General features: G+C 43.0%; 12 protein-coding genes and 1 riboswitch. Of the genes, 1 reads left to right on the top strand and 11 read right to left on the bottom strand.

Annotated features, from left to right (window positions below; genetic code table 11):
• Positions 1–30: 30 nt before the first annotated feature.
• The 11 genes from QNI08_RS18145 to QNI08_RS18195 form a co-directional block, all read right to left on the bottom strand.
• The gene (locus QNI08_RS18145) at positions 31–510 is read right to left on the bottom strand and encodes a helical membrane plugin domain-containing protein (RefSeq protein WP_285768809.1); all 480 of its coding nucleotides are present in this window, start codon (positions 508–510) and stop codon (positions 31–33) included.
• Positions 511–527: 17 nt separating this feature from the next.
• Complete coding sequence (gene fdhF / locus QNI08_RS18150; protein ID WP_285768810.1) at positions 528–3,482, bottom strand: formate dehydrogenase subunit alpha; 2,955 nt, start codon at positions 3,480–3,482, stop codon at positions 528–530.
• A 303-nt stretch (positions 3,483–3,785) separates the two neighbouring features.
• Positions 3,786–4,019: a molybdopterin converting factor subunit 1 gene (gene moaD, locus QNI08_RS18155; protein ID WP_285768811.1), complete on the bottom strand. Its 234-nt coding sequence runs from the start codon at positions 4,017–4,019 to the stop codon at positions 3,786–3,788.
• A gap of 2 nt (positions 4,020–4,021) precedes the next feature.
• Positions 4,022–4,504, bottom strand: a complete 483-nt coding sequence (locus QNI08_RS18160) for a molybdenum cofactor biosynthesis protein MoaE (RefSeq protein WP_483313793.1) — start codon at positions 4,502–4,504, stop codon at positions 4,022–4,024.
• A gap of 16 nt (positions 4,505–4,520) precedes the next feature.
• On the bottom strand, positions 4,521–5,813 hold the full coding sequence (locus QNI08_RS18165) for a molybdopterin molybdotransferase MoeA (protein ID WP_285768813.1): 1,293 nt from the start codon (positions 5,811–5,813) through the stop codon (positions 4,521–4,523).
• 17 nt (positions 5,814–5,830) lie between these two features.
• Positions 5,831–6,847: a MoeB/ThiF family adenylyltransferase gene (locus QNI08_RS18170; RefSeq protein WP_285768814.1), complete on the bottom strand. Its 1,017-nt coding sequence runs from the start codon at positions 6,845–6,847 to the stop codon at positions 5,831–5,833.
• 138 nt (positions 6,848–6,985) lie between these two features.
• The gene (gene moaC, locus QNI08_RS18175) at positions 6,986–7,471 is read right to left on the bottom strand and encodes a cyclic pyranopterin monophosphate synthase MoaC (protein ID WP_285768815.1); all 486 of its coding nucleotides are present in this window, start codon (positions 7,469–7,471) and stop codon (positions 6,986–6,988) included.
• A gap of 48 nt (positions 7,472–7,519) precedes the next feature.
• Complete coding sequence (gene moaA, locus QNI08_RS18180) at positions 7,520–8,536, bottom strand: GTP 3',8-cyclase MoaA (protein WP_285768816.1); 1,017 nt, start codon at positions 8,534–8,536, stop codon at positions 7,520–7,522.
• A 42-nt stretch (positions 8,537–8,578) separates the two neighbouring features.
• Positions 8,579–9,373 carry a formate dehydrogenase accessory sulfurtransferase FdhD gene (gene fdhD / locus QNI08_RS18185; RefSeq protein WP_285768817.1) on the bottom strand — a complete coding sequence of 265 codons (795 nt, stop codon included), beginning with the start codon at positions 9,371–9,373 and terminating at the stop codon, positions 8,579–8,581.
• An 85-nt stretch (positions 9,374–9,458) separates the two neighbouring features.
• Positions 9,459–10,523 carry a P-loop NTPase gene (locus tag QNI08_RS18190; RefSeq protein ID WP_285768818.1) on the bottom strand — a complete coding sequence of 355 codons (1,065 nt, stop codon included), beginning with the start codon at positions 10,521–10,523 and terminating at the stop codon, positions 9,459–9,461.
• Between the two features lie 412 nt (positions 10,524–10,935).
• Positions 10,936–12,309, bottom strand: coding sequence for an amino acid permease (locus QNI08_RS18195; RefSeq protein ID WP_285768819.1), 1,374 nt, complete (start codon positions 12,307–12,309; stop codon positions 10,936–10,938).
• Positions 12,310–12,753: 444 nt separating this feature from the next.
• A riboswitch (glycine riboswitch) is annotated at positions 12,754–12,832 on the top strand.
• A gap of 178 nt (positions 12,833–13,010) precedes the next feature.
• Here QNI08_RS18195 and QNI08_RS18200 point away from each other — a divergent pair.
• Positions 13,011–14,348, top strand: coding sequence for an amino acid permease (locus tag QNI08_RS18200; RefSeq protein ID WP_285768820.1), 1,338 nt, complete (start codon positions 13,011–13,013; stop codon positions 14,346–14,348).
• Positions 14,349–14,460 lie beyond the last annotated feature (112 nt).

A 14,460-nucleotide genomic window follows, 5' to 3' on the forward strand; every position in this document is an offset into this window, starting at 1 on the left:
TTTACCAATAAGTTCATGGTTTGATATACGTTAATTTTTTAGACCTTCACCCAGTCCCTTCAATAAGTCAATGGAAAATCTCATAACACGGTTCACGTCAGGATCTTTTAGCAGTTTCATCAAATCAAAGACTCCGACTTTTTTGTTTGCCCGGAATCCCTCCTCTGCTCTTTGAAGCCCTTTCGATAACCCGCCCACAAGCTTTTGGGTTACCTCAGGATCCAATTCCGTTAACACGCCAGCGGCAGCCATTGCATTATTAAGGGCATTCGTTACAGGCGGTCGCAACATTTGCCCCACTGCAATTTTAGCCACATCCTCCTTTGCTTCGACCAGATTATTGATTGCCCCAAGAATTCCACTTTCATGGAGTTCCTGGAGCAGCTTGATGGTTTCCTTAATTCCATCTGAATTCCTCGTTAAATCCTGCAAGACATTTTCCAGCTCTTTGGTTTGCTTTTCTTTTTCAGTAAACACCGGTTCTTCTATTTTCGTAATTGGTTTTGCCATTGCGTGTTACCCCCCTATCACTTTCTATCTGCTGATATGTTCATGTGCGCAATCGGCTGATAATCTTCACGATTCCATTTACGTTCCACCTGTACGCCAAGCTGAGGATTCCTCTTTGCATACCGAGGGTTGTATAAAGGAAGCGGTTTGCTGCCTTTTACATTCAACAATTCCATTTTCACTTTTGTCTGTTTATACGCCGGTGTTTGCGTTCGGACATCGCCAACGCTTCCGGTCAATAGGTTGATGGCATTTTCATGGCTTACTGAATGCATCGGTACATACAATTCTTTTCCTTGCACTCGATCTGTCACCACCGCCCGGAGTTTAATCGCACCATAAGGGGACACGAGGCGTACCAATGAGCCGTCTTTTACCCCGCGTTCCAAGGAAAGTTCCGGTGAAACCTCCACAAACACTTCAGGTAATTTATACTGAAGCCCTATGGATTTATTGGTCATGTTTCCTTCATGGAAGTGCTCCAAAAGCCTTCCATTATTCAGCGTAAGATCAAATTCATGAGCAAACTCAATGGGCGGTACGTATTCCACAAGGGATAAACGCGCCTTTCCATCCGGGAAGTTATAATGGTCCGTATAAAGAAGGGGCTCATCCGTACCATCCTTTTTCACTGGCCACATTAAACTTTTCCATCCTTCCAGCCGTTCATACGATACACCTTCAAAGAGCGGTGACAAGCTTGCAATTTCATCCATGATTTCACTTGGATGTTCATAGCCCCAATTGGCACCCATATATTTCGCAACTTGTTGCAGGATCCACCAATCTGGTTTGGATTCACCCAATGGATCAAGTACACGATACAGACGTTGGATACGTCTCTCCGTATTCGTGAACGTTCCATCTTTCTCCAATGAAGGAGCTGCAGGTAAAACGACATCTGCAAATTGTGCCGTTTTCGTTAAGAAGATATCTTGGACCACGAAAAATTCAAGTTTGCCAAGCGTTTCATGTACATGATTGGAATTCGAATCCACCCAAGCCATATCTTCTCCCATTAGGTACATCGCTTTTAGTTCACCATTCTCCACCGCTTCTAACATTTCGATGTTCGTTAGGCCTGGTTTATCGGAAATGCTCACTCCGTATGATTGTTCGAATTTCTCTCGTGCCCTGTCATCCGATAGACGTTGATTTCCTGGAAGCCATTGAGGCAGGGTGCCCATGTCACACGAGCCTTGCACATTATTATGGCCCCGAAGAGGATACGCCCCTGCACCGTGGCGGCCAAAGTTCCCTGTTACCAATAGTAGGTTGGCAATGGCTGCCGATGTATGCGATCCCGAGATATTTTGTGTGACGCCCATTCCCCATAAAATACATGTTCCATCTGCCTTGTGAATCATTTTGGCCGTTTCGATAAGCTGTTCTTTTGGAAGACCTGTTATTTCTTCCGCATATTCCAGCGTGTATGTTTCTAAGAGCTCCGTATATTCACCATATTGATTTACATGTTTTTCTATGAATGCTTCATCATGCCAGCCTTGATCGATGATGTATTTGGCAATGGCCGTTATCCATACATAATCGGTTCCTTGTTTTGGATGTAAAAACAAATCGGAACGTTCGGCCATTTCGTGTTTTCGAAGATCCGAAACGATCAGTTTTTGGCCATGTAATTTCTTGGCACGTTTTACCCGAGTTGCCAACACCGGATGACCTTCAGTCGGGTTCGCACCAATGATGATGACAAGGCCGGCACTGGCAATATCTTTGATCGTACCGGAGTCGCCTCCATATCCTACTGTCGAAAGCAATCCATCGGTGGCAGGAGACTGACAATATCTTGAACAGTTGTCAATGTTGTTTGATTCAAATACTTGACGGGCTAGCTTTTGCATAAGATAGGCGTCTTCATTCGTTGTTTTAGAAGAGCTTACAAAGCCAAGCGCTTGCCCTCCGTAGGTTTGTTTTAGTGCCCCCATTTTTCCTGCAATCAATGCCAAGGCTTCCTCCCATGTGGCAGGGACAAATGCATCGCCTTTTCGGATCAAAGGCGTTGTAAGCCGTTGCTCGCTGTTTACGAAGTCCCATCCGAATTTCCCTTTTACACAGGTTGAAACGCTGTTGACGGGACTATTTTCCGTAGGTTCTACTTTTAAGATTTCCCGTCCTTTTGTCCATACCTCGAATGAGCATCCTACGCCACAAAATGTACAAACCGTTTTTGTTTTCTTAGTGCGTGTATCACGCATTGCCGCTTCCACTTCTGATAAGGCAAAAATGGTTTTGTAATCCGGTTCGACTTCTTTAATCAAGTCAACCATAGGATTTAACAAATCTTTTGGAATGGCCGTCATGAGCCCCGCTTCGCCCAACATCGATTTTTCCATTAATGCGTTACAGGGACAAACGGTGGCACATTGTCCACAAGATACACATGAAGATTCATTGATGGATTTGCCATCATCCCACACGACACGGGGAATCTCACGTTCCCAATCAATGGACAGGGTTTCGTTGACCTGCAGGTCTTGGCATACTTCCACGCAGCGGCCGCAAAGGATACATTGATCCGGATCGTATCGGTAAAACGGATGGGACATATCCACGTCATATCCTTTTTCACGGTATGGCCGGGTTTGATGTTCGATTTCCAATAATTCAGCTGTGTTATGAACACGGCAGTTTCCGTTGTTATTATCACAAACCGTACAATATAGTAAGTGGTTCTCCAAAATGCGGTCCATCGCTTCCATTTGCGATGCCTTTGCCAATTCTGAGGAAGTTAAAATATTCATGCCTTCCTCGATGTCTGTCGAACAAGCTCGCATGATTTTCCCATCAATTTCACACATGCAGGTATCACACGTTTGAATGGGACCTAATACTTCCGAATAACAGATATGTGGATGATCTATTCCTTGTTCCAAAAGATAATCAAGGATTCGCGTCCCCTGTTTCACTTCATGCTGCTGTCCATTAATTTTCACTCGGACTGTTTCTGCCATTTTAAAATCTCCTATTCTAAAAAAATCAAAAAAAGCCCGCCATAAAATAGAGTGTGTACAAGTCATACACATTCTATTTTATGGCGGGCTAATAACTAAGCAGTTTTATCTACTTGTAATCCATCTCACCACAATATAAAAAGAAAAACAGGATATTACGGCAAGTTGTCGTTACCTCATATCAATGATTTCCTTATACGTATCTTCATATATCATTATAATACTTTACATAGGGAAGCTCAATAAGAATTCCAAGCGATGGGCGAATTAAAGAATCCAAATTACACCAATATTTACCAAACCTCATCCGCCGCTAACCGGGGGAATAAAGGCAACTGTATCTTGATCCTTTATCATTTCTTCATCCGTTACGAAGCTTTCGTTAATGGCGGTCATGAATTGGTCAAAAGATAATAGCGGATATTTACTTTCAAAATATCGTTTCAGCTGCAAAACTGTGATCTGATCTTTTTTTATGACTATTCGATCCAATCCGATTACATCCCTTATTTCTGCAAAAAATAAAACTGTGATCATTCTTATTCCTCCTTACTCGGACTTCCTTCCGGATACTCGGCATGCCCTAGTTGATCTCCAATCCACATCGTTCCGTCCTCCCAAAACTCTTTTTTCCAAATAGGTACGATTTGTTTAATTCGTTCTATGGAATATTCATTCGCTTCGTATGCGGTTTTCCGATGCGGCGCAGAAACAGCAATAACAACGGCGATATCCGCTATTTCCAACTTGCCTGTTCTATGAGTGATGGCAACCAAGGCATCAGGCCATTTATTCTTGATTTCTTCCCCGATTTGCCCCAACATTTTTACCGCCATTGTATCGTACGCTTGATATTCAAGTGACAGCGTCCTTTTTCCTTTGGTCAATTCCCTCACGGTTCCGATGAAAACCGTGATGGCTCCTGCTTCCCTTCTGGAAACCAGGTTCGTTACCTCTTCTACGGATATGGGGTCATGGACTATTTTAAACATCGTTTGTTCCACCTTTTTCGCCACCTCCATGGAGATTGATTAAAGTCTACGATCTGTAGGATGGGACAATGTCATCCCAAGGCCAGGCACTGCCCTGTACGTCTTCCAATAATAAAACATCGACAGCCATTCCCTTTTGATATCCCCTCGTGCCTCCTGGAAGGACGATGAATGCATCCGCTCCCGCTAAAGAAGATACGGCACCAGATTTATTGAAACCCGAAGGCGAAGCAAATAATCTGCCTTTATCATAGGAAAGCGTCCCCCTTATCAATCGGGTAAACGGATTGGGTTTTGTAAAGTCCTCCCCTAACGATGCCGCTTCTTTTTTGAGGTGTGGCCGATCATTGAATAAGTGGATGCGAATCACAGGCCTTACAAATAACTCGAATCCAACGTAACATGCAGACGGATTGCCCGATAAACCGAATAATAGCTTTCCATTCAATTGCGCCACCGTCGTTACACTTCCAGGCCGCATCGCGACTTTATTAAAGAGGACACCAGCTCCTAATTTTTCGTAAATTGCCGGCAAATGATCATAGTCCCCCACCGATACACCGCCGGTAGTAATAAGCATATCCACATCAGCCAGGGCATTTTTGACAGCCGTGAAGCAGCCATCGAAATCATCGCTCAATTTTCCGAAATACTTAACGTCCCCTCCGGCTCTCTCGATTTGCGAAAGCATCATGTAGGCGTTGCTATTCCTGATCTTTCCGGGTTTTAGCTGTTCACTTACTTCAAGCAGTTCACTTCCTGTGGCTATGACACCTACAACAGGTTTTTTGGCAACAGGTACCCTGCTGTATCCGAACGTTGCCAATAATGCCGAAATGCCTGGATTGATATAGGTACCTCTTTTTGCCAAGATGGTCCCTTGTGTTGTATCTTCACCTTCAAAAGAGATGTTATCTCCTTTGTTGAGTGAACGTTTAATTTTAATGAACTTCTGATTGGATTCCGTGAATTCCTTCACTAATTCTAGCATGAAAACTGCACTGCAGCCCTCGGGAATTTGAGCACCGGTCATGATCCTGACAGCTTCAAAGGGTCTGACTTGTCCCTCAAAAACCATACCTGCACCTATTTCGCCCACCACTTTCAATGACAAGGGATGATGGCTTGTCGCAGTGCTTGTATCTTCGTATCGAACGGCAAATCCATCATATGGCGAACGATCAAATGAAGGCACATTATGATCGGCTATCAGATCTTCAGCTAGAAACCGGCCATAAGCCTTTTCCAGAGGAATCATTTCCTTCAGGCCATTCTTGGCGTACTGCGTTACTTTACGTACGCATTCAGCTATCTGGATCGGGGTTCGTTTTTCTACCATACCTTTCACTCCTTCTATTAGCCCAGCAGACGATAATAAAGATTTTTAGCAAGCTGGATATCATTCGTTCCGTGAACAAAAACACGTCCATCACCAAATATAACCAGGCGATGATTGTGAAGCTGACATGATAGTAAATAAGGATTTCTAGTAACGGTGCCGTGTGCTTTCAATCGCTTTTCCAATTGGTCAAAGTTATATTCATTCATCCTGGAAGGTCTGATTTGAACGGTATTCCTCCCGCACAATACTTCTGTTTTAGTCTGGTTTTCATAGGATAAATAAGGATACATCCTAGCTGCTCCACAGGTCGGGCAGTCTTCTTTTCTGATTTTTTCCAATGTAATGGCGTAATGCTGGTTGTTCCATACATCAAATGTCAAAAACGTTTTTCTCAGCGCTGAAAAATCACCGACTAGAATTTTGAACGCTTCCGCTACTTGATAAGCTGAAACAATTTGTACAGCCGGGCCAATGATCCCTGCTGTATCACATGTTGCCCCTCCGCCAGGTACCTTCTTCAGAATGCAATGCAGACATGGTGTCTCCCCTGGAATGACCGTGTACGCAGCTCCATAGCTTCCTACACATGAGCCATATATCCAGGGAATGTTAAACTTATGCGAAAGATCATTTAAAATGAAGCGAATGTCAAAATTGTCCGTACCATCAATGATGAGATCAATCCCGCTTAGCAAGCCCTCGAGATTTTCCGGTCTTGCATCCATTACGAACGCTTCAATTTCAACCTCTGAATTGATTTGCCGCAAATGCTCTCTAGCAGCCATGGCTTTTGGAATTTGACCTTCAGCATCACGCTCGTCATATAACTGCTGGCGCTGCAAATTGCTCCATTCCACATAATCTCGATCAATGATCGTCAATTTCCCGATCCCTGCACGCACTAAAGCTTCAGCACCTGCACTGCCCAATGCCCCAGCTCCAACAACCAGCACATGCTTATGTCGGATATTTTCTTGGCCCTTTGATCCTATCTGCTTGAACAGCTGTTGCCGTGAATAACGATCGTTCAACGAACTCTCCTACTTTCTCACGAAAATCATTTATGATGGTGCCTCTCATTGTTCCAAACTTCGTCCCGTTGGACTTCGGTAAAATTCAAGAATTCTTATATACTAATAACCTGGCAGATCGGAAGATTCGTAATGTAATCAAGATTCATGAAAAAAGTCCCCGCTTTTCCCGCCCGTTTTTTGGACTAAATATGTTTCTTTGATGACCATCGTTTTATCCACCGCTTTACACATATCATAAAAAGTAAGGGCGGCAACGGATACGGCAGTCAATGCTTCCATTTCGACTCCTGTTTTCTCATTGCATATCACCGTAGCTTGTATGATCAACTCATAGCCTTTGTCATTTTTTTGATAATGAAAGGTAAAGTTACTTCCCTGCAGCATGATTGGATGGCACATCGGAATGATATCAGCTGTTTTTTTGGCAGCCATTATTCCCGCAATCTGTGCTACTTGAAGCGGATCTCCCTTTTTTATCAATCTGTTTTCGATTGCATCGAACAGTTCATTTGATAAAGCGATCGTGCTTTGCGCAATAGCTGTCCGTGAAGTGATCTCTTTTTGGGATACATCGACCATCCTAGGTCTTCCTTCTTCATTCCAATGTGAAAAATCGCTCATCATTTGCCTCCTTGGTATGTTTAGAAACCATATAAATCGGATAACGGATCATCCGCCAATATGGGACATCTCTATCTTTGAACCGCTTTTCGGCCTATTGCCACCCGCTCGTTCGTCAGAATATCGATCACCGCGATGATGCCAAATATCAGCGATTTTATTCGTGATCACCTCATCCGATTGTTCAGAGCGAAGCAAATGACGAAGGTCATAACCACTTGATGCAAACAAACATGTATATAATTTTCCTTCAGCAGAAACCCGGGCTCTAGAACAAGTAGAACAAAAAGAATCGGTGACAGATGAAATGATCCCGATTTCTTGATCGCTATCCATATACCGATACCTCGTTGCCACTTCTCCTATATAATTCGGCTTGATTCGTTCAAGTGGCATCACTTCCCCGATTCGATCCAAAATGTCTTTTTTGGTCATTACTTCCGCCAATCTCCAGCCGTTTGAATTTCCTACATCCATATACTCGATGAAGCGAAGTGTATGCTTCTTCTCTTTAAAATATCTTGCCATCGGTACGATATCTTGGTCGTTTTTCCCTTTTTGGACGACCATATTCACTTTCACCTTTAACCCAGCTTCAGAAGCTGCCTGAATGCCTTCCAGCACCCTTGAAACCTTGCTTCTGTTTCCATTTAACTTGGTGAATCGCTCATCATCCAAGGAATCGAGACTGACTGTCACTCGTCTTAACCCGGCGTCGAATAAAAGGGGGGCAAACTTTTTAAGAAGAGATCCGTTCGTCGTGATGCCCATATCCTTAACTCCGGCAATTGAATTCAATCGCTGGATCAATTGGGGAAGATCCTTGCGTAATAGAGGTTCTCCCCCTGTAATGCGGATTTTCGTAACACCTAAAGAAACGAATATCCTTGTTAAACGTTCCATTTCTTCAAAAGACAGAATTTTATCCGAAGCTAAAAAAGGAAAATCGGGACCAAAGATTTCTTCAGGCATGCAGTAGCGACAGCGAAAATTACAACGATCCGTGACAGATAAACGCAAATCCTTCAAGGGCCGCTGTAACTTATCCAAAATGACTTCTTCCACTATTCTCAGCTCTTTTCCATAAGTTTGAAAACACCATTATTCTTACTGGTACACAATTCGTTCAGGACATGTATAAATATTAAATGATTGATTTCGGATGAATCCTACTGTCGTAATTCCTAAGCCTTCCGCCAATTCTAGCGCCAATTCGGTAGGAGCTGATTTCGACAGAACTATTTCACACCCGATTTTTGCCACCTTCAATAAAATTTCTGATGAAATCCTGCCGCTGAAAACAATGATCTTATTACCGATCGTGATATCATGCTTCAAGCAGTGGCCATATATTTTATCCAAGGCATTATGCCTTCCAATATCCATGCGGCTTAGCATGAAATCCTCCACGTCACATAAGGCGGCGTTATGGACCCCTCCCGTGTCCTGAAAAATAGTAGCTGATTCTTGTAAATTCCTCATTAAGCGCAGACAATCATCCGGGGTTATCTTCACCCTGATTTCCTTCATTTTCTTGGCAGTCAAAGCATCATTGACAAAAACAAACCCTTGTCTGCTCATTCCACAGCAAGATGTAATGTAGCGCTTGTTTTGGAAGCTTTGATAATAAGGATTGAGCTTGTCTATCTTCACGTGCACGAACCCTTCTTTTTCTTGATACCAAATATCTTTAATTTCCTCGTATTTCCTGATGATTCCTTCCGATGCCAAATAGCCTATGACCATATCTTCAATATATTCCGGTGTACAGACCATCGTAACGAATTCCTGTTCATTGATTTTTACCGTAACAGGAAACTCTGTGACAATTGCATCCTCTGCACGAACCATATGCCCATTGGTAAATTTCAGTATCTCCCTTTTCCCCACCGTTGGTTTCATATTATAAAACATCCTTACAATTATATTCTTCTTAAAGAATTCTATACTTTTTCATAGGTGCTATACATTGGCCATAATCCCCTATTCACTGGTATGATATTTGTCCTCTATGAACGACGTCCTGAGCTAAAGACGTGAACATTTCACCAGTTAGCGAATCTTCATCATATACATTCGAATGATTATTTTCCTCTCTCTTTGCAAAAGGAATCCTGGCAATGACTTCAGACCCAATACGGTGGGCCAGCATATCACCGCCGCCCTTTCCGAAAAGATAATTCCTGGAACCGTCTTGTTCTTCATAATAAGACATATTCTCCACGATCCCCATCACCTCATGTTTTGTATGTTTTGCCATCGCACCTGCCCTTGACGCAACATAAGAAGCGACATTATGGGGAGTCGTGACGATGATTTCCCTAGCCTGGGGGATCATCGCGGCTACATCGATCGCTACATCTCCCGTGCCCGGAGGTAAATCCAGAAGAAGATAATCCAGGTCGCCCCAATGTGTATTCGCAAGGAAATTTTGAATCCATTTATTAAGCATCGGCCCTCTCCACATGACCGGGTTGTTATTATCTGTAAAGAATCCCATGGACATCACTTTAACGCCGTGACTTACAACCGGAATGGCGGTTTTATCAAGCATGGTTGGTTTTTGTTTCACTTCCATCATGGCTGGAATGCTGAATCCATATATATCAGCATCCAAAATACCTACTTTTTTTCCCATACGGGCCAATGCGGTGGCAAGGTTCACGGTCACCGTCGATTTCCCCACGCCTCCTTTCCCGCTCGTCACCGCAATGAATTGGACACCTGATTCCGGTCGCAGCATGCTTGGCATCCCCGTCTCTGTTGTGGCATTTTGTTTCAAGGTTTTCGTCAAGACAGCACGTTCCTCCGGTGTCATGGAGCCAAAGGTCAATGACACTTCTGCGGCGCCTATCCCTTTAAGGGAATTTTCGACATCCTCCTTTATCCTTGCCTTTAAAGGGCATCCGGATATCGTCAATACCACTTCAAGTTCGACATTTGCCCCATCTATTTCAATATTTCTTACCATATTTAAATCGACGATACTTTTATGCAACTCGGGATCTTCGACGTGTTTTAGTGCTTTCATAATTTCTTCGTGTGTCAGCATACATGTCACTCCTTTTATATTAACTTCAATATCATTATGGCCAAACGATTTGGAAAAAGATTCAACTATATGCGCATCATTTAATTAGCATGGGGAAAAACAAAAAAGCCCACCATAAAATAAATTGTGTACAATTGCATACACAGCCTATTTTATGATGGGCTAATGACTAAGCAGTTTACCTACCAGTTATCCATCTCATCACGTCATACATATAAAAATCAGGATATCAAGGCAACTTGCGGTTACCCCATATCAATGAGTTTGTAATTCCATTATAATACTTTCGATCTATAAGCTCAATAACAATTTATGAACTAAATTATCTAGCACTATCCTGAGAAATTTTTGTTTCTTTTTCAATGCTGCAAATGTTCATGCAGCAAGCCTACTCTCTTTAGAGTGACTTATCTTAAATCTCGTCATCCTGTAATGGCGTTCGCTTATCCATTTTCAGCAAATAATAGCTTACCGCGACCAAGGCCAGGAAAATGATTCCGACAAGCAGGGAAACCCTTGTGCTCGGATTAATCCACATACCGACAAGCACCATCAGTAAAAAGGCGATCGTCGCATAATTGCTGAAGGGGGCCAAGGGCATTTTGAATGGATGTTTTTCCATTTGTGCGGCATTTACCTTCCTGAACCTCAGCTCACTGATGAGCAGGACAAACCATGGGATCATCCCAGGTAAAACACTTGCACTGTATACATAAAGGAATACTTCAGGCGGTGCAATGTAGTTCAGGATAACACCGATGCCCAATCCCAATAGGACAGCGATCGTACAATAGGCAGGTACGCCGTTTTTCGAAACTTTTGCAAAGATTTTTGGTGCTTGGCCGTTTTGAGCCAGCGTATAAAGCATTCTTCCTGCACTGAATATCCCGCTGTTACAGCCAGACATAGCTGCCGTTATTACGACAAAGTTAATGATTCCTGCAGCAGCCGTGATACCAATTTTTGCAAAGGTTGAAACGAATGGACTGCCTATCTCATCCAATTGATTCCAAGGGAAGACTGTCACGATGACGAAAATGGCACCGATATAAAAAATTAAAATCCGCCAAATGATTGATTGGATCGCCTTGGTAACCGTCTTTGTTGGATTTTTTGCTTCACCGGCCGTAATACCAATCAGCTCAACCCCTTGGTAGGATGCCACCACAAGGGACAGTGCAAAGAAGAATCCTGTCCAGCCACCGGTGAAAAAGCCGCCATTTGCCCAAAGATTCGATAATCCAATAGGGTTAAAGTCATTTCCGATACCGAAGAAAATGAGGCCGATACCGGCAATGATCATCAATACGATCGTGATGATTTTGATAAGTGCGAACCAAAATTCAAATTCCCCGAAAGACTTTACGGAAATAAGGTTGGCGGCCCCCAAAATGATCATGGCAACCACCCCGGGAATCCAGGCAGGCAGCCCTGGGAACCAATACTGCATATACAAGCCGACGGCAATGATCTCGGACATTCCGACAATCACCCACTGAAACCAGTTGCTCCATGCGGTCATATAACCAGCCAATGGATGGATATAACTGCTCGCAAAGGTTGCGAAAGAGCCTGTAGTCGGCTCCAAATAAAGCATTTCCCCCATGGAACGCATGATGAAAAAAATAAAAATACCTGCGATGGCATATGCAAGCATTACGGAGGGACCCGTCCATTTGATCGTGCTTGCCGATCCCATGAATAACCCGACCCCGATTGTTCCGCCCAAGGCTATCATTTGAATATGACGTGCCTCCAGTCCTCTCTTCAAATCTTTGTTTGACATGATTGACTCCTCCTGGTGATTTTTCTAAGCTCACACTATCTGACTCTCTATTGGTCTCTTTCGTTTTATTATTTGAATAACAGTTCAATTTTATTTTCTTATCTTATAATAGTTAATATTCTGTAAAAATACAAATGTATTTTTCAAAAAAACAGCTGGCAAAAATATCTTATTCATTTTACATTTACAAAACTATGATTTTGAAAAAATGATATTTTTTATTTCATGATAGTAATTATTTTAAAGTGATGATTTTTCTTGGGGTTTATAACAGTCTCCTATCAAAAATAATTGGTTGACCAATAGGATAATAAGTGATAGAATTCCAATATTATTTTATAAGAATAATGAATGTTTTATCGTGAAGGCATAGCTTACAGCGAAGGACATTTGTTGACAACCGCATACAAGCAAGCGATGAACGCTATGGATAACACTATAGCAGGAGCAGCTTCTGGAGAGACTGTACAAGATGCAGCGCCGAAGGATTCACAATCTCAGGCAAAAGGACAGAAGAGTAACGAATGATAAATTGTTATTCTGAACCCTTTAAGAGATTGGTATTATCCAATCTCTTTTTTTATTGTTCACTTTTTGATGGAACGTAAAAAAAAAGCGGATTTCACGTCCCTCTCTCCATGACCATGCCGGTTAGAAATGATTTTCACTACTAAGACTTTGAAAAGATGGGGGCTTACGGAATGGCTAAACAGGAGTTAAAAAGAGATTTACAAAATCGTCACGTACAATTGATTGCAATAGGAGGAACGATTGGAACCGGTTTATTTTTGGGGTCGGGAAAAGCCATTCAATTGGCAGGTCCATCCATCATCTTTTCGTATCTACTCATAGGGATAGCCTTATTTTTTGTCATGAGGGCTTTAGGTGAGCTGCTCTTATCCAACGCAGGTTACACATCATTCACCGAATTCGCTAGCGAATATGTCGGCCCGTGGGCTGGATTCGTTACGGGATGGACCTATTGGTTCTGTTGGATCATGACCGCAATGGCCGACATCATTGCCGTCGGGGTCTATATGCAATACTGGTTCGATATCCCTCAATGGATACCGGCCCTTGTATGCCTTGTGATTTTGTTAGGACTGAACCTTCTGACCGTCAAGCTATTTGGCGAGTTGGAATTCTGGTTTGCCATCATTAAGGTGATCACGATCATCGCCATGATCATCGCCGGAATCATTTTGTTGATCATCGGCTTCAAAACAAGCACGGGAACGGTGTCCGTAACGAATCTATGGAGTCATGGCGGCATGTTCCCAAATGGCATGTCAGGCTTCCTTTTATCTTTACAATTGGTCGTGTTCTCTTTTGTAGGCGTCGAACTCGTTGGGGTTTCTGCAGCGGAAACGGCGAACCCCAGAAAAAACATCCCGTCTGCCATCAACAAAATACCAGTCAGGATTCTACTGTTCTACGTAGGAGCTTTATTCGTCATCCTGGTTGTGAACCCTTGGACGCAGTTGGATGCAACAAGCAGCCCATTTGTTGAAGTCTTTGCGTTAATCGGCATTCCTGTCGCTGCAGGAATCATCAATTTCGTTGTGTTGACATCTGCCGCTTCGGCATGCAACAGCGGTTTATTTTCAACGAGCCGCATTCTCTATACATTAAGCCGAAATGGCGAAGCCTCTGCCAAACTGGCACATTTAAATAAGCAGGCTGTCCCAAGCAATGCTTTATTTACATCGACAATCGTCGTCTCATTAGGGGCGTTGCTAAGCAAATTGATCCCCGAACAGGCCTTTACGGTCGTGACGACCATCAGTGCCATCTGTTTCATCTGGGTATGGAGCATCATCTTGATCTCCCATATCAAATATACGAAAACGCGACCTGACTTAAGGGCCGAATCGACTTTCAGGGCACCGCTCACACCCTTCATCAATTACTTGATCCTAGGATTATTCGTATTCATCCTCCTGGTGATGCTATTCGCTGAAGCTACACGACTCCCACTGATGATGACGCCGATCTGGTTCATTTTATTGGCAATCCTTTATCAATATAAAAATCGGTAGGATTAAGCTGAAGCCTACCCATGGCAGGGACCGTATAAAATTGTAGGCACCCACATTAGATTTTATTTCAAAATAGTGTAAGCTATATATCATCGGCCGATTGATTATGGAA

Origin of the sequence: Peribacillus folii (assembly GCF_030271255.1) — a bacterium.
Lineage (GTDB): Bacteria > Bacillota > Bacilli > Bacillales > DSM-1321 > Peribacillus.